Source organism: Pseudomonas promysalinigenes, from assembly GCF_014269025.2.
Taxonomy (GTDB): Bacteria; Pseudomonadota; Gammaproteobacteria; order Pseudomonadales; family Pseudomonadaceae; genus Aquipseudomonas; species Aquipseudomonas promysalinigenes.
In genome coordinates this window covers 2,113,035-2,129,771 of the sequence record NZ_CP077094.1, presented here as the reverse complement: position 1 = coordinate 2,129,771, position 16,737 = coordinate 2,113,035, and the positions used below count along the sequence as shown (strand labels likewise).

Below are 16,737 nucleotides of genomic sequence, written 5' to 3'. Positions count from 1 at the left end.
GTAAAGTCTACTCACTTTCATCTGTCGGACGTCGACATGCCTCACCGCGACTTGATCGCTCTGCGCCAAGAAATCGAAACCCTGAGCCTGCGTAACCAGCAATTGGAAAGTCAGCTGCGGCAACATCAGGATCACGATCTTGCCATCTATCGGTTTCTGTTCGACACCATGGATGAAGGGTTTTGCATCATCGAGTTCTTCGATGGCCCCCATGGCCCGCTGAGCGATTACGTCCACGTGATGGCAAACGCCGCTTATGCCAAGCATGCCGGCATTCCCAACGTGGTCGGGCAGAAACTGCGCGAGATGGTTCCCGAAGAGGCCGATGACTGGATCGCTCGCTACGGTGCGGTACTGCGCACAGGCCAGCCTTTGCAGTTCGAACAGGAACTGGTGGCCACCGGGCGTGTACTGTCGATCACCACGTTTCGCGTGGAGCCGGCCCAGCGGCGCCAGGTTGCGGTGCTGTTCAAGGACGTGACCGAGCGCCGCAAGGCGGAGCTTGCACTGCGCCAGCTCAACGATGAGCTTGAGCAACGGATCAGCGCAGCACTGGCTGAACGCCGCCTGTTCGCCGAATTGATAGACCACGGCACCATCAATGTCTATGTGATCGATATGCAGATGCGCTGGCTGGCGATCAACCGCCAGGCCCGGCAGGATTTTCAAACGATGTACGGCAGTGTGCCTGAAGTTGGCGATTCGCTGCCGGCTTTCTTGAATGACCACCCGGACGAACGCGACTTGGTGCTGCCGCTATGGCAGAGGGCGTTGGCTGGTGAGCAATTCATCGAAACAGGCACTTTCGCTCAACGCCCCTACGAACTGCATTTCAACGCATTGCGTGACCATGACGGTAACGTGCAGGCCGCCTACCTGTTCGCCTATGACATCACTGAGCGGGTCAAGGAGCAGCAACGCTTGGCTAATGCAGAGCAGGCATTGCGGCAGGCGCAGAAAATGGAAGCCGTAGGCCAGCTCAGCGGCGGCATCGCACATGACTTCAACAACCTGCTTGGCGGCATCATCAACGCCCAGGAGCTGATGCAGCGGCGCCTCGATCAGCAGCGCTACGCAGCCCTAGCGCCCCTGCTGGAACTTTCCTGCCAGTCGGCACAACGTGCGTCTGCGCTGGTGCACCGATTGCTGGCTTTCTCTCGCCAGCAGACCTTGCAACCGCTTGCGACCGACGTTGCCGTTCTGGTCAATAGCATGCAAGCGTTGGTGCGGCCGGTTATCAGCCATGCGATCTCCTTGCGCAGTGAATTCGTCAACGATTTGTGGCCGACCTATATCGACCCCCCGCAACTGGAAAGCGCTTTACTGAACCTTTGCATCAACGCCCGCGACGCCATGCCAGCGGGCGGGACCATCGATATTCGCGGCGATAACATCAGCCTGGACAGCGAGCAGGCTCAACCGCTGGGGATGCCCGCTGGCGATTACGTGCGCCTGAGCGTGACCGACACCGGTCACGGGATGAGCGAAGCGGTAGCAGCGCGTGCAATCGACCCGTTCTTCTCCACCAAACCACCAGGCCGGGGCACCGGCCTTGGGTTGTCGATGACCTATGGGTTCGTGCGTCAATCGGGTGGCCAGTTACGCCTGCTCTCCTCCCCCGGCCAGGGCACGCGTGTCGAGTTGTATCTACCGCGCCACCACGAGCAGCCTGCAGCGCCTATCCGACCGAATCCTGGCAAGACGGCGGCCAACAGCCACCCGAGCGGCCAACGGATCGTGCTGGTAGAGGACCAGGCGGCATTGCGCCTGGTCGTCGGGGAAGCGCTGAAGGAGCTGGGTTATGAGGTCGAAGCCTTCGAAAATGGCGCTGCCGCGCTGGCGCATATGCACAAGTGCGAGCAACCTGACCTGCTGCTTAGCGATATCGGCCTGCCCGAAGGCCTCAATGGCCACCAGGTTGCCGAGCGCTGCCGGCAAATCTTTCCGCAACTCAAGGTGCTTTTCATCACCGGCTACGATGAAAGTGCAGCGCTGGGTGACGGCCAGCTGCTGCCGGGCACCAGCATACTGACCAAGCCTTTCGAGCTTCATGCGCTAGCTGAGCGTGTGGGCCATTTGCTGGAAAACGAAGTGTGCTGACGGTGGCAATCAACGCCCGCCGCCCAGGTCGATAAAACTGCCGGTGGAATAAGAGGCCTTGTCCGAAAGCAACCAGAGGATTGCCTCGGCGACTTCCTCAGCGCGGCCGCCGCGCCCCAGGGGCAGGCTCGCTTCAAGCTTGCTGACGCGCTCAGCATCACCGGACAATGCGTGAAAGCCGGTATGGATATAACCCGGCCGCACGCCATTGACCCGCACGCCCTCGCCCGCTACTTCCTTGGCCAGGCCCAAGGTGAATGTGTCCAGCGCGCCTTTAGAGGCAGCATAATCGACATACTCGTTGGGTGAGCCCAGGCGCGCGGCAACCGACGACACATTGACGATGGCACCGCCGTGCCCGCCGTGGCGCCGGGCCATGCGCAACAAGGCGTGCTTGGCACACAGCATCGGCCCGACGACATTGGTCTTCATCACCTCAAGCAGCCGGAACTCGGACATGCCCTCAAGCCGGCTCTGCTGGCCGATGGTGCCAGCATTGTTGACCAACGCGGTCACAGGCCCCAGTGCTTGGTCGACGCGCTGGAACAGATGCACCACTTCGTCCTCGACGCAGGCGTTGGCGCGCACGGCGATTGCCACGGCCCCCAGTGCGCGCACCTGAGCGAGGGTATGTTCGGCAGCCTTTTCGTCAGCATGGTAGTTGATGCAGACGCGATAGCCCTCGCGGGCGGCCTGCAAGGCAGTGGCGGCGCCGATGCCGCGACTGGCACCGGTGATGACGATGACGTTGTGCATAGTGGTTTGGAGTGGTTCAAGAACGGCGATTCGACAATAGGTCAAAAGCCGCGCCAATGGAATGAGTGATTCGGTTAGACAAACCATTGCGCGCAGTTGTGGGTTTGATTGCGAACAGGTGCCGGGATGCTTTGCGCGAGGTATTCAATTTATGGGCGTAGGCCTGGATTGAATCAACGAACCTCATTGCGCCGAGGACAGCAGGATGATCAGACCCACCAAGCCGCGCTGCCTGACGCTTTGCACCCTGACATTCAGCTCTTGCTCTTGCTTCTAAGCGCGCGATAGCTCAGACAACGCGAAAGGCGACTTCAGGAGGCCGAGCGCAGGCGTCAGCCAAAACCATCGCGCTCTAGCTTTGGGCTTTGGGCTTTGGGCTTTGGGCTTTCAAATCAGGGTTACATTCATTTGCCATGGTGGCGCGGAATACGCTTTTCGCCTTTACGGCGACCTACTTTTTGACTGGGCAAAAAGTAGGCAAAAACCCCCGCTCCCATCATCCGGCCCCTCCGCTTCGCTCCGGGGTCCCCTCACTCCGGCGCCTTCCGGGCCCGCGCGGCCTACGACTTGCTACGCAAGTCTACATCTCGCGCCTTCGGCTACGCCGAAGGGGTGCTACGCACCCTGGCCCTCCAGACGCCTGCGTTCGGCCTCCTGAAGTCGCACTCTGTGTCGCCTGAACTATCGCGCGCTTAGAAGCCAAAGCAACAGCAACAGCAACAGCAACAGCAACAGCAACAGTAAAATCAACAACGAGCGCTAGAGCGAGAGGACAGCTACCTCATCAATGCCCCGCCGAAGCCGGCCCTGCCTTGGCCGTAAACGGCGGCTTGGCCAGCCATACCAGCAAGATCAACCCAGCAAACACCCACGTCATCAAGGTGAAATAATCCACCGTCGACATCATGTATGCCTGGGCATTGACGATCTGCTCAAGCTGCGCGTAGTTCTGCGTGCTGGCCCCGCCCAACTGCTCAAGCGTATGCCTCGTCGCCGGGTCGAACTGGCTGATGTGCTCGCTCAGGTAGGCATGATGCTGATCCGCCCGGCGAATCCAGATCCAAGTCGTCAACGACGCAGCAAAGCTGCCGCCCAACGTACGCAGGAAGGTCGCCAGCCCCGACCCATCGGCAATCTGCTGCGGCGGCAGGTCCGACAGCAGGATGCTCAAGGTCGGCATGAAAAACAGCGCCACACCAATACCCATGAACAACTGCACCAGGGCAATGTGCTGGAAGTCCACCTCGCTGGTGAACCCCGCCCGCATGAAGCAACTGGTGCCAATGGCCAGAAACGCCAGCCCTGCCAGCACCCGCAGGTCGAAGCGGTGCGCATACTTACCTACAAAAGGCGACATGATCACCGGCAGCACACCAATCGGCGCCACCGCCAACCCCGCCCAGGTGGCTGTATAGCCCATCTGTGTCTGCAGCCACTGAGGCAAGATCAGGTTGATACCGAAAAAACCCGCGTAGCCCCCCACCAGTACGATGGTGCCGACCCGAAAGTTGCGGTGCACGAACAGGCGCAGATTGACCACCGGGTGACGGTCGGTGAGCTCCCAAATGACGAAAATCGCCAGAAAGACCACCGAAATCAGGCTGCCAATAATGATGAACGACGACTCGAACCAGTCCAGGTCATTACCCTTGTCCAGCACCACTTGCAGCGCGCCCACACCCACGATCAACGTCAACAGGCCGATGTAGTCCATCGGCTGGCGGCTGGTGACCACTGGCCGGGCGCGCATCTGCTGGCGCACCACGGCAGCTGCGAACAGGCCGATCGGTACGTTGATGAAGAAGATCCACGGCCAGCTGTAACTGTCGGTGATCCAGCCGCCCAATATGGGACCCGCGATCGGCGCCACCACCGTAACCATCGCCAGCAATGCCAAGGCCATACCGCGCTTGGCGGGTGGGTAAACCGCAATCAGCAGAGTCTGGGTCATGGGATACAAGGGCCCTGCCACAACACCTTGCAACACCCGAAAGCCCACCAGCTCCGGCATCGACTGGGCGATGCCGCACAGAAACGAGGCCAGCACGAACAACAACGTCGCCCAGATGAACAGCTTGACCTCGCCAAAGCGCCGACTCAGCCAACCAGTCAGCGGCAAGGCGATGGCATTACTGACTGCAAACGAAGTGATGACCCAGGTGCCCTGCTCGTAGCTCACACCCAAGTTGCCGGAAATGGTCGGCAGCGCCACGTTGGCAATGGTGGTATCGAGCACCTGCATGAAGGTCGCCAGCGACAGGCCAATGGTGGTCAGCAGCAGGCTCGGCGGGGTGAACTGGGCCGGCGCGTCGTTGCTCATCGCTCGACCGTCTTGCCGGCGGCACTGTTCTGGTGAATCAGCCTGGCAATCAGCTGGTCTGCCTCGTCCAACTGGCGGTCGTACACCTGCGTGGTGTAGCTGGCCTGCTGTGGAGGCTGCTGAGCCAGGGTTGGGCCACTCTGATCATGCAGGTCCACGTCGACGACGGTGGACAGGCCAATGCGCAGCGGGTGGTCCTTGAGTTGGTCGGGGCTCAGGTGAATACGTACAGGCACCCGCTGAACGATCTTGATCCAGTTGCCGGTGGCGTTCTGCGCAGGCAGCAGCGCGAAGGCGCTCCCGGTACCGGCGCCGAGGCTGTCGACCGTGCCGCTGTACTTGACCGAGCTGCCGTACAAGTCAGCGCTGACTTCGACCGGCTGACCGATGCGCATGTCGCGCAACTGCGTTTCCTTGAAGTTGGCGTCGATCCACACCTCATCCAGCGGGATCACTGCCATGGTAGCGGTCCCCGGCTGCAGGCGCTGGCCAAGCTGCACGGTACGCTTGGCGACATAGCCGGTTACCGGCGCAACCAAGGTGGTGCGGGCGTGATCGAGGTAGGCCTGGCGCAAATCAGCGGCAGCCGCCATCACTTCAGGGTGCGAGGACACCACGGTGTCGTCGACCAGTGCGCTGCTGGTGTTCAGTTGCTGGCGCGCACTGTTGACTGCGGCCTGGGCGACGGTCAGGTCATCCCGGGCATGGGACAGCTCTTCCGCCGCGATCGCGCCACTGGCGGCCAATACCTTGCGCCGGTTGAAGTCCTGCTGAGCTTTCTGCAACTCGGCCTGGCGCGTTTGCAACTGAGCCTTGAGCGAGTCGACATTGCTGTACAAGCCGCGGACCTGTCGCACTGTCCGCGCGAGCTTGGCCTCGGCAGCCTGCTGCGCCACTTCACTGTCCGAAGGGTCGAACTGCAACAGCACCTGGCCAGCATGCACCAGGTCGCCATCGTCGGCGCCAATGCTGATCACGGTACCGGTCACCAATGGCGTGATCTCCACCACGTTGCCGTTGACGTAGGCGTCGTCGGTGCTCTCATACCAGCGCCCGACCAGGCTGTACCAAGCCCAGGTACCGGCGCCGACCAGCAGCACCAACACCAACAGGCCGAGCAGCCAGGCCTTGCGTTTACCCGGCGCTGGCGCGTCGGTCGGAGGGTTTGCAGTGTCTGCGGAAGTGGCCATGACAGTACCTTGAAATATTCGAAACAGGGATCAACGATCAGGGAAGCGGCGGATCGTCAGAGGGTCGCCGGCACTGAGCAGTATTTTGGCCAACAGGCTTTCCAGAGCCTTGAGCTCGTCTGCTTGCAGCGCGCCGACCAGTTCGTTCATTGCCGCCGCGCCGATCTCTGGCAGGCGGTCGGCCAGGCGTTGCCCCTCGCTGGTCAACGCCAGGCGCACCTGGCGGCGATCATCGGCGCAGCGGTTGCGCATGATCAGGCCCTTGTGCTCAAGGCGGTCGAGCATGCGGGTCATCGAGCCACTGTCCAGCCCGAGGTAACGGCACAGTTCAGCGGGCGTATCCACCTCGTACTGGGTCACGATGATCAACACCTTGAACTGCGCTGCCGTCACACCCTCAGATTCCAGGTGCCAATCGAGAATACGGTCCTTGAGGATCGCTGCGCGGCCCAACAACATGCCGATGGCACAGGTCTGGAAATTTTCCGGCGTGAAATGGGACATGGGTATCGGCTCGAGCATTTGTTTAAAAATATTACTGCCTAGGCAGTAAATGTCAAAGCCTTCGTTAGCTGCCTATGTAAATAGCGACGAAGGGTTCGCCTACAGCGGTTGCCGCGAAGCATTCTCAAACATCGGAAATTCGTCACGAAATCCAGGAAAACCCGCACAACTGATAGTCATTCGCCATTAGCTCGTTTTCGGCCCCCCCTGTGCAGGGTAGAATGGGCAAAACCCGGAGCCCTGATGAACCAAGACCGCCTTAACCCCAGCCCAGACGACGCCATCACCGACGCTGCCGCGCATTGGTGCATGCGCTTGCACGCCGAAGATTGCACAGCGCTCGAACATGAAGCGTTCGCCTGCTGGCTGGCGGCTGACCCGCGGCATGAAGAGGAATACCGGGCGATGCTGGAGATTTGGCAAACTGCCGATCACCTCCCGCGCACAGCCACGGTCATCGACTTCAACCAAACGGTGCAGCAAGCGCCACAGGTACGCAACTGGCGGCCGCTGGCGTCGGCGGCGGCACTGGCCCTGCTGGCCTTGCCGCTGGCAGCATGGCTAGGCTGGACCCAGGGCTGGCTGCCCAATGACTATCAGCACTTTGAAACCGGCGATCAACGGCGCACCGTGCAGTTGAGCGACGGCAGCCAGGTCGAACTCAACCTGCACAGCGAACTGACCTACCTCAACTACAAGGACCAGCGCCAGGTCACGCTTAAACGCGGCGAGGCTTACTTCACGGTGCAGCACGACAGCAAGCACCCCTTCATCGTCCGCGCCGGCAGTGGTCAGGCACGGGTCACCGGTACGCAATTCAATGTTTGGAAGTACCAGGACCAGGTCAAGGTCACCCTGGTGCAGGGGTCGGTGCTGGTCAGCAGCGAGGGCAGCACCGGCGGCTACCGCCTTGGCCCTGGCATGCAGGCCAGCTACCACAGCGGTGACTTCGAGCCACAACTGGCCGAAAGCGACGACTATGACAGCAGCCTGGCCTGGCGCCAGGGCAAACTGGTGCTCGACAACCTGAGCCTTGAGCAGGCGCTGCCAGTGATCAACCGCTACCTCGATGCGCCGCTGCAGTTGGCTGACCCTGCAACCGGGCGCATCCGCATCAGCGGCATCTACAGCACCCGCGAAGTCAGGCGATTGGTCGACAGCCTGCCCAAGGTGCTGCCGATCTACCTGACCCGCAGCAAGGACGGCAGCACCGTCATCAACAGCATCCTGCCGCCGCCGAACAAGGGCTGAGGTTTTACAGCGTCATCGCCGCCAACCAACCGAACGCCAGTAACGGTAGGTTGTAGTGAAGGAAGGTCGGCACAACGGTGTCCCAGATATGATGATGCTGTCCGTCCACGTTCAGGCCTGAAGTCGGCCCGAGGGTCGAGTCCGAGGCCGGCGAGCCGGCGTCACCCAACGCGCCTGCGGTACCGACGATGCACACGGTGGCCAGTGGGTCGAAGCCCAGCTGCATGCACAATGGCACGAAGATCGCTGCCAGGATCGGCACCGTGGAGAACGATGAGCCGATGCCCATGGTCACCAGCAGCCCCACCAGCAGCATCAGCAAGGCGCCGACGCCTTTGCTGTGATCGATCCACTGCGCCGACGCCTCGACCAAGGTTTTGACCTCACCGGTTGCTTTCATCACCTCGGCAAATCCGGAGGCTGCGATCATGATGAAGCCGATCATGGCCATCATCTTCATGCCCTCGGTGAACAGCCCATCGGTTTCCTTCCAGCGAACGATGCCCGACAGCGAGAAGATCAAAAAGCCCACCATGGCGCCGATGATCATCGACTCCAGCCACAATTGCACAATGAACGCCGCAGCGATTGCCAGCGCGGCAACCAGCAAGGTGAGCGGGTTGTACTGCACGCTGACCTGCTCGACCTGCTCGATGCGTGCCAGGTCGTAGTCGCGCTTGTTGCGGTAGCTGACGAACACAGCCAACAAAAGGCCGACGAACATGCCCGCCGCAGGGATAGCCATGGCGTGGGTCACATTGACCCCGCTGACGTCGACCCCTGCCCGCGCGACATTGGCCAGCAGAATCTCGTTCAGAAAGATGTTGCCAAAGCCAATCGGCAAAAACATGTAAGGGGTGATCAGGCCGAAGGTGATCACACAGGCGACCAACCGACGATCGATGCGCAGCCGCGTCAGCACATACAGCAGCGGCGGCACTAGTAGCGGGATGAAGGCGATGTGAATGGGCAGAATATTCTGCGATGACACCGCTACCACCAGCATGAGCCCGATCAGCAGCCATTTAACCTTGCCACCACTGGCGTGGCCCTGGCGGTCGATCATGCTGAGCGCGCGGTCGGCCAGGGCGTGAGCCAGCCCAGACTTGGCAATAGCCACCGCGAACGCCCCGAGCAACGCGTAGGACAGTGCCACCGTGGCGCCGCCTCCCAGGCCACCATTGAAAGCCTTGAGCGTACCCTCGACCCCCAGCCCCCCGATCAAACCACCGGCCAAAGCGCCGATGATCAGGGCGATGACCACGTGCACGCGGGACAGGCTCAATATCAGCATGATGCCCACCGCGGCGATCACTGCATTCATGGTTTGGCTTTCCTCTACCAACAGACAAAAAGCGCGCACTCTGAAGCAGTGCAAGGCAGATGTCAAAAGCGCCATGACAGGACGTAATCGTCCAGCACTTTAAATTGAATGTTTGAATAAAGAAAAAACCCAGCGGGTCGATAAAGCGGGAGGCTGGAGGGCGAATTGCGCCTACCGACACTTGCGAAGCCGAGCGGTGGCGCCCTTCGAGGCAACTTCCTCCTGCCCTACTACCAAAACCCTTACTGCTAAAAAGGGATTGCACCCCATGCCTTTGCGACAACTTTCCATCCAGTGGAAAATCACCCTGCTCGCCGGCCTGTGCCTTGCCAGCATCGTCACCCTGCTCGTCGGCCTATCGCTGTACCGCATGGACCACAGCTCGGACCTGGTCAAGGCCAGCAGCATGCAGATGCTTACCGAGGCTGCCCAGGCGCGTATCGAGTCGCAAGGCGAAGTTCAGGCGCTGAACATTCGCCGCCAGTTCATGGACGCCTATCAGTACGGCGCAGGCTTCTCGCGCCAGGTGCTGTTCCTGCGTGAGCAGGCGGAAAAACGTTTTCTGGACGCTTTCGACCTGCGCGAAGACATGACCCGCCAGGTGCATGCCGCACTGCAGGCCAACCCTGACCTGCTCGGCCTCTCGCTGGTGTTCGAGCCCAATGCGCTGGACAACAAGGACAGCCTGTTCGCCGGAAAAGCCGAGCTGGGCAGCAACGAGACCGGGCGCTTCGCCTTGTACTGGTCGCAGCCCCGGGCCGGTCAGCTGACCGCAATGGCTTTGCCCGAACATGATATGACCAACACCGAGATAGGCCCCAGCGGACAGCCAGCCAATACGTGGTGGACCTGCCCGCGCAGCACCGGCAAGGTCTGCGTGGTGGAACCCTACTTCTATGATATCGATGGTCAGCGCGTGTTGATGACCAGCATCGTCTTCCCGCTGACGGTCAACGGTAAGATCATTGCTACGCTCTCGATCGACATCAACCTCAATAGCTTGCAGGCCCTGAGCCAGGACGCCAGCCGCAACCTGTACGAAGGCCGCGCCACGGTTGGCATCCTCAGCCCGGTCGGCCTGCTGGCCGGCTATAGCGCTGATGCCAGCAAGCTGGCTCAGCGCTTCGACCAGGTCGACCCTCGCCAAGGCGCGGAGCTGGTACGCAAGATGGCCAGCGGCAAACTCAGCATCCTCCACGACCAGGCGCGCCTGAAAGTGCTCGCGGCGTTCGAGCCAATCCCAGGTGCCAAACCCTGGGGGGTGATGCTGGATGTCCCGGAAAATGCCCTGACCGGCCCTGCCGAAGCCCTCAAGCAAGAGCTCGACACCCTCAACACCAGCGGTACGCTGTTGGAGCTGGGCCTGGGCTTTGGCGCCGCCATCGCCGGCTTGCTGCTGGTGTGGCTGATGGCCCGAGGTGTGACCAAGCCGATCCTTGGCGTGGCGGCGATGCTTGAGGACATCGCCAGCGGTGAAGGCGACTTGACCCGCCGTCTGACCTACGACAAGCGTGACGAACTCGGCGAGCTGGCAGGCTGGTTCAACCGCTTCCTGGACAAGCTGCAACCGACCATCGCCGAGGTCAAGCGCTCGGTGCAGGCTGCCCGTGGCACCGCGGACCAATCCTCATCCATCGCGACCCAAACCAGCGCTGGCATGGAGCAGCAGTACCGCCAGGTGGACCAAGTGGCCACCGCCTCCCATGAAATGAGTGCCACCGCCCAGGACGTCGCCCGCAGCGCCGCCCAGGCCGCGCAGGCTGCCCGTGACGCAGACCAAGCCACCCGCGAAGGCCTGGCAGTGATCGACCGCACCACCAGCAGCATCGACGCCTTGGCAGACAACATGAGCCAGGCCATGGCCGAAGTCCAAGGGCTGGCCCAGAACAGCGAGAAAATCGGCTCGGTACTGGAGGTGATCCGCTCGATCGCCGAACAGACCAACCTGCTCGCGCTCAATGCTGCCATCGAGGCGGCCCGTGCCGGTGAAGCCGGCCGCGGATTTGCCGTGGTCGCCGACGAAGTGCGCAACCTGGCGCAGCGTACTCAGCAGTCGGTAGAAGAGACCCGCCAGGTTATCGAAAACCTGCAAACCGGCACGCGCGATGTGGTCGGCAGTATGGACCACAGCCATCGCCAGGCCCAGGGCGGCGTCGAGCAGGTGAGCCAGGCGGTGACTGCGTTGCAGCGCATCGGCCAGGCGGTGAGCGTGATCACTGACATGAACCTGCAAATCGCTTCGGCCGCCGAAGAGCAAAGTGCGGTGGCCGAGGAGATCAATAGCAACGTTGCGACCATCCGCGATGTGACCGAATCGCTCTCGGGCCAGGCCAATGAATCGGCGCGGGTCAGCCAGTCGCTGAACAGCCTGGCCAACCAGCAACAGGCGCTGATGGATCAGTTCCGCGTCTAGCCCTGGGCCGTGCAGTCATCGGTGCTGCAGTAGCCCTCGTCTGGCAGGTAGAAGCGCCCTGCCTGGACGATGCGATCGAGCAACGCCATGGCGCCCAGCACATTCGGGCGGGCGCCCATTGGCAGCGTATCGGTCAGAGGCAGCGTGGCATCCTTGTACCCCGACTCCATGACCAGCAGATGCATCTGGTCGGCATTGAGGTAGAGGTGATGCTCTTCGATGGCGTAGGCCTGGATAAGGGCCAAGGCCCCGGTTACCAGGGGTGTGGCACTGGAGGTGCCGCTGTAGCTGTCGGTGTAATCCCGGTCGTGCTCATTCCTATCCTGCAGATCGCCGTAGCCCGTGGTGGCTACGCTGTCGCCCCAGGCATTGAGCATGCGGTAGCGATAGTTGTAGTTGGAATACTGATGCGGCTTGCCATCCCATGAATGGCTGGCGCCTACCAGAATCGCATCAGCATCGCCAAAATCCTCGAAATAGCTGAACCGTGCCAGGTCAACACCATAACCTTTAGTGGTAGCTATCCTGGGGTCACCCTGCCAAGTGCCATTGCACGCCGCATTCAGTACCACCGCACCTCGGGCTGTCAGCGCGCGGGTGACGTCCCACCAAGCCTGATCATGCAGCGACGGCAGGAACGTACCCAGCGCATTGATATTGGCTGTCTGCCGATTGACCGCAACGATGTCTCCCGGATTCACATAGGCCAGCATTTTTTTCAGGGTCTGGGAAAGACCCTCGGCGTCCTTGGCTCGGTTGTCGTAAACGAACAGCTCTGCGCCGTGGCAGATGCCTGTCATGCCAAAGCCGTTGTCGCGGGCAACCAGGATGCCCACCGAAGCGGTGCCGTGCTTCTGATCGCTGTTATCGGCCGGCGGTATCAGTTTGAGTTTGGGGTTGGCGCGCAGGTCCTCATGGTTGAAATACAGGCCTGCGTCCGAGAAATGCACGCGCGCGCCCCTGCCATTGACACCCGCCTCCCAGGCTTTACGAATGTTCAGCCCCTTCTGCTGGGCGTCCGGTGCGTTCAGGTAGCGTTGCAGTGCGGTGAAGTCCGGAGTCGGCTGCGCCTCGCTGTGCGCCCTGTTGCCGGCGACGAAGGCGGCGCCCGTCAGTAAGGTGGCGAACACCGCCGAAGCCCCCAGAGCAAACAAATTACCAGGCACTACCTGCGGTGGCACAAAGGCTGTCTGCTCCACGTAATCCAATGCCTCCAGGCTCTGGATCAGTGCGACGAAGGTAGCGTTGGACATGCTCGCAGGCTGTTCCAGCCAATAATGGTTGGCCAGCACCGCAAAGCGCTCATCGTTGCGCTCTTGTGCGTTCAAGAAGGGTTGTACATCGATCATCCGGGCAAGCCCCGGCCAGTGGCGTTGCAGAAGCGACGCCGAGTCAGGCTGCAGGTCGGCCATCAAACGGGCGAAACCTCCCTGCTGAAAAACCAGGATCAACGGCGGGTAGCGCTGGCCCTCTGGCTGGTAAGGGAACCTGACCGGCATAGGGTCAGACACTTGGCGCTTGCGACGCTCTGCCTGAGCAGGCAATGGCACGCGATCAAGGATGCGCCGGGTCAACTCACTCTCGGCAACCTGCACGACGAACGACGCCAGGCGCAAGATACCGTTGTCCAGCAGTGCAGGCTCCAGTTGCAGCGCCGCGCTATCGACCAAACGCACTTTGGGGGTTATCAGGTAGTGGCCGGCACGCACATCGCAGCTCAGAGTCGCAGGGCAGCCATAGTTGGCGACCTTGGCGCTAGTGGTTTGGGAAGGCACTGTAACGCCGTCCAGGTGAACGATGTCGCCGTCAGGGGTTTTGCGCTCCAGCAGATAGTGGATGGACTTGACCTTGGGCAAGTCGTCACCGATGCAGCGCATGTGAAACTTCCCATCGAAGGTGAAATTACGGTAGTACACGAAATCCAGCTCAAGGCTCATGAGTAGCTCCTGTAGACCACGGCCCGGTTGGGCGCGGCTTGCCAGTCTCATGAATCTGCAGCCGAGCACGCAGGCTGAAGTCGTTCCAGCGCTTGGCCTGGGCAACACGAGGGCGTTGGCTACACTTGCCCGATCCGCACGGCAATACTTGAGAGGTTCGAATGAGGAAGTTTCCAGCGTTGCTGGCCAGCCTGATGCTTGCCATGGGCCTGGCCAGCACGGGCAGCGCCGCTTCGGCAGAGCCAGTAAAACCTATCCACTTTGGCGCCATCGGCTGGGAAAGCGGCGCTTTGACCACGGAAATACTGCGCCATATCGTCGAGCACGGTTTCGGCTACCCCACCGACACCCTGCCCGGCAGCACCGTGAGTATGGAAGTGGCCCTGGCGCGCAACGACCTGCAAGTGATCGCCGAAGAGTGGGCCGGGCGCAGCCCTGCTTGGGTCAAAGCCGAACAGGCCGGGCAGGTCTTTGCCTTGGGCGACACAGTGAAAAACGCCGAAGAAGGCTGGTGGGTACCGGCCTATGTGATCAAGGGCGACCCGGCCCGTGGTTTGAAGCCACTGGCACCGACTTTGCGCAGCGTCGAAGACCTCAAAGACTACCCGCAAGTGTTCCGCGACCCTGAAATGCCAGACAAAGGCCGCTTTCTCAACAGCCCAAGCGGCTGGACCTCGGAAACGGTCAACTCGCAGAAGCTCAAGGCCTATGGTCTGGATGGGCTGTATAACAATTTCCGCAGCGGCTCGGGCGCAGCGCTGGACGCGGAAATCAATTCGGCCATCCGCCGCGGGCAACCGGTGTTGTTCTATTACTGGAGCCCGACGCCGTTGATTGGCCGCTACGACCTGGTGCGCCTGCAGGAGCCGGCTTTCAATGCGGCGGCATGGGCGACCCTGACAGACGCCAAGAACCCTGATCCCAAAGGCAGCCAGTCATTGCCGGCCAAGTTGTCGATCGGTGTTTCCAAGGCATTTCGCGACAGCTACCCAGATTTGGTAGCGGTTTTCGAGAAAGTCGACCTGCCGATCGACCGGCTGAACAAGGCACTGGCCGAAATGAGCGACAAACGCCAGAAGCCCACCGATGCTGCGATCGCTTTCCTGCGCGCCAACCCTGATGTATGGAAGCCCTGGCTGCCCGCCGATGCCGCCAGCAAGGTCGAGGCCAGCCTATGAGCGCAGGCTTCCCCGAAGCCCTTCAGGTGTCGTTCGCCGACGCAATCAATCGCCTGGTCGACTGGCTCGTGGTGCACTATGGCGACCAGTTACGCAGCATTTCAGATCAGTTGCTGCAGCTTTTGGTGGGGCTTGAGAACCTGCTGCGCCTGATTCCCTGGTGGCTGCTGCTGGTATTGGTCGGCCTTATGGCCTGGCATGCCAGCCGCAGCTTGCTGCGCAGCGTAGTGATGGTCGGGTTACTCGCGTTCATCGGCATGCTCGGGTTGTGGGACAAGCTGCTGCAGACCCTGGCCTTGGTGCTGGTCAGTACCGGCCTGTGCGTGCTGGTTGGTGTGCCGCTGGGCATCTTGCTGGCCACCCGCCCGCTGGCCAGGCGGGTGTTGATGCCTGTACTGGACGTGATGCAAACGCTACCAGCATTCGTCTACCTGATCCCGGTCCTGATGTTGTTCGGCCTAGGCAAAGTGCCAGCGATATTCGCCACGCTCGTCTATGCCCTGCCGCCGCTGGTACGCCTGACGGAACTGGGTTTGAGCCAAATCGACCCGTCGTTGCTGCAGGCCGCGCATGGTTTGGGGGCTAGCCGCTGGCAGCGCTTGCGACGGATTGCCCTGCCACTGGCCTTGCCCAGCATCATGGCCGGCCTCAATCAATCAGTGATGATGGCGTTGTCGATGGTGGTGGTGGCGTCGATGATCGGCGCCCGGGGGCTGGGTGAAGACGTGCTGGCGGGCATTCAAACGCTCAATGTCGGCCAGGGCGTCGAAGCCGGGTTGGCCATTGTTGCGCTGGCGATGGTCATCGACCGAATCAGCCAGGCGTATGGTCGCAAAGCTCGATAACGTTGGTGATTGGCGCGCAGTGATCACGCAGACGAGACGAAAAAACAGGAAGGAATAAGAATATGAATTCTTATTTCTTCTTAACGCTGCCTAGCCGCGTTATAACGTCGACCAACTGCGCAGCTGCCTCATGGGCCAACTGCCCGCAGCGCAATACCTCATCAACCGTGATCACGCACACATAACACCCAGTCCCGGCTACTGAAGGCCAAGCGGTTGATCCTCATAGTTTTATACCCCGGTACGACGATTGCTCGAGCAAAGTCCCCCACACTCTAACCGAACTGGAGACATGCCGATGAGCACCCCACTGAACGTCGTCGCCCTTTCCGGCGGCACCAGCCGCCCTTCACGCACGCTGGCCCTCACGGAGGCCATCCTCGAGGAGTTGGGCCAGCATTTGCACATCAAGCCCCATCTCATCGAGCTAGGCGACATCGCTCGACCGCTGGGTGCCGCATTATGGCGTAGTGAACTGCCGGATACTGTCGAGCAACAGTTGCGCCAGGTGGAAAGGGCCGATTTGCTGGTAGTTGCCACACCGGTCTACCGTGGGAGCTTCCCAGGCCATTTCAAGCATTTGTTCGACCTGATCGGCCAAGACGCTCTGATCGACACCCCAGTGCTGCTCGCCGCGACTGGCGGCAGCGAACGTCACGCACTGGTGCTCGACCACCAACTACGCCCGCTGTTCAGCTTCCTTCAGGCCTTGACCCTGCCGATTGGCGTCTACGCAAGCCAAGCTGAGCTTGCCGAATACAAGGTGGCCAGCGACGCACTTGGGGCACGTATCCGGTTGGCTGCCGAACGCGCAGTACCGCTATTCGCGAGTCACCACGCACTGCGTCGCAGCGCCTGAGAAGCCGCCTTGCAGGCACCTTGAACGGACTTGGCAGGCACTGTCAGTGGACCTTGCCGC

The 16,737-nt window shown here is 61.2% G+C and carries 12 protein-coding genes and 1 pseudogene; 7 read left to right on the top strand and 6 right to left on the bottom strand.

Annotated elements, in window-relative coordinates:
• Nucleotides 1–36 precede the first annotated feature (36 nt).
• Nucleotides 37–2,100 (top strand): hybrid sensor histidine kinase/response regulator, encoded by a 2,064-nt coding sequence (locus HU725_RS09715; protein WP_186477040.1) that lies wholly within the window; start codon nt 37–39, stop codon nt 2,098–2,100.
• Nucleotides 2,101–2,109: 9 nt separating this feature from the next.
• Here HU725_RS09715 and HU725_RS09710 read toward each other — a convergent pair whose 3' ends face one another.
• From HU725_RS09710 to HU725_RS09695, 4 genes are all read right to left on the bottom strand, one after another.
• Nucleotides 2,110–2,856, bottom strand: a complete 747-nt coding sequence (locus HU725_RS09710; RefSeq protein WP_186477039.1) for an SDR family oxidoreductase — start codon at nt 2,854–2,856, stop codon at nt 2,110–2,112.
• A gap of 784 nt (nt 2,857–3,640) precedes the next feature.
• Nucleotides 3,641–5,176: a DHA2 family efflux MFS transporter permease subunit gene (locus HU725_RS09705; protein WP_060479099.1), complete on the bottom strand. Its 1,536-nt coding sequence runs from the start codon at nt 5,174–5,176 to the stop codon at nt 3,641–3,643.
• A complete protein-coding gene (locus HU725_RS09700) occupies nt 5,173–6,366 on the bottom strand; it encodes an HlyD family secretion protein (protein WP_060479100.1) in 1,194 nt (397 codons plus the stop codon). Before HU725_RS09700 ends, HU725_RS09705 begins: the two co-directional genes overlap by 4 nt.
• Nucleotides 6,367–6,396: 30 nt before the next feature.
• Nucleotides 6,397–6,870: a MarR family winged helix-turn-helix transcriptional regulator gene (locus HU725_RS09695; RefSeq protein ID WP_186477038.1), complete on the bottom strand. Its 474-nt coding sequence runs from the start codon at nt 6,868–6,870 to the stop codon at nt 6,397–6,399.
• A gap of 243 nt (nt 6,871–7,113) precedes the next feature.
• Between HU725_RS09695 and HU725_RS09690 the strand changes: the two genes are divergently transcribed.
• Nucleotides 7,114–8,121: a FecR family protein gene (locus tag HU725_RS09690; RefSeq protein WP_186477037.1), complete on the top strand. Its 1,008-nt coding sequence runs from the start codon at nt 7,114–7,116 to the stop codon at nt 8,119–8,121.
• Between the two features lie 4 nt (nt 8,122–8,125).
• On the opposite strand, the gene HU725_RS09685 is transcribed toward HU725_RS09690, so the two are convergent.
• Nucleotides 8,126–9,445: a Na+/H+ antiporter family protein gene (locus HU725_RS09685; RefSeq protein ID WP_186477036.1), complete on the bottom strand. Its 1,320-nt coding sequence runs from the start codon at nt 9,443–9,445 to the stop codon at nt 8,126–8,128.
• A 268-nt stretch (nt 9,446–9,713) separates the two neighbouring features.
• Here HU725_RS09685 and HU725_RS23130 point away from each other — a divergent pair.
• Nucleotides 9,714–11,000: pseudogene (locus HU725_RS23130) on the top strand (methyl-accepting chemotaxis protein); the annotation flags it as partial.
• Nucleotides 11,001–11,102: 102 nt separating this feature from the next.
• Nucleotides 11,103–11,858, top strand: a complete 756-nt coding sequence (locus HU725_RS23125) for a methyl-accepting chemotaxis protein (RefSeq protein ID WP_437180329.1) — start codon at nt 11,103–11,105, stop codon at nt 11,856–11,858.
• On the opposite strand, the gene HU725_RS09675 is transcribed toward HU725_RS23125, so the two are convergent.
• Nucleotides 11,855–13,795, bottom strand: a complete 1,941-nt coding sequence (locus HU725_RS09675) for a S8 family serine peptidase (protein WP_186477034.1) — start codon at nt 13,793–13,795, stop codon at nt 11,855–11,857. The genes HU725_RS23125 and HU725_RS09675 overlap by 4 nt on opposite strands.
• 161 nt (nt 13,796–13,956) lie before the next feature.
• Between HU725_RS09675 and HU725_RS09670 the strand changes: the two genes are divergently transcribed.
• From HU725_RS09670 to msuE, 3 genes are all read left to right on the top strand, one after another.
• The gene (locus HU725_RS09670) at nt 13,957–14,973 is read left to right on the top strand and encodes an ABC transporter substrate-binding protein (RefSeq protein WP_186477033.1); all 1,017 of its coding nucleotides are present in this window, start codon (nt 13,957–13,959) and stop codon (nt 14,971–14,973) included.
• Nucleotides 14,970–15,818 (top strand): ABC transporter permease, encoded by an 849-nt coding sequence (locus tag HU725_RS09665; protein WP_186477032.1) that lies wholly within the window; start codon nt 14,970–14,972, stop codon nt 15,816–15,818. The genes HU725_RS09670 and HU725_RS09665 overlap by 4 nt, the downstream gene beginning before the upstream one ends.
• Before the next feature lie 298 nt (nt 15,819–16,116).
• The gene (gene msuE / locus HU725_RS09660; RefSeq protein WP_060479108.1) at nt 16,117–16,677 is read left to right on the top strand and encodes an FMN reductase; all 561 of its coding nucleotides are present in this window, start codon (nt 16,117–16,119) and stop codon (nt 16,675–16,677) included.
• Nucleotides 16,678–16,737 lie beyond the last annotated feature (60 nt).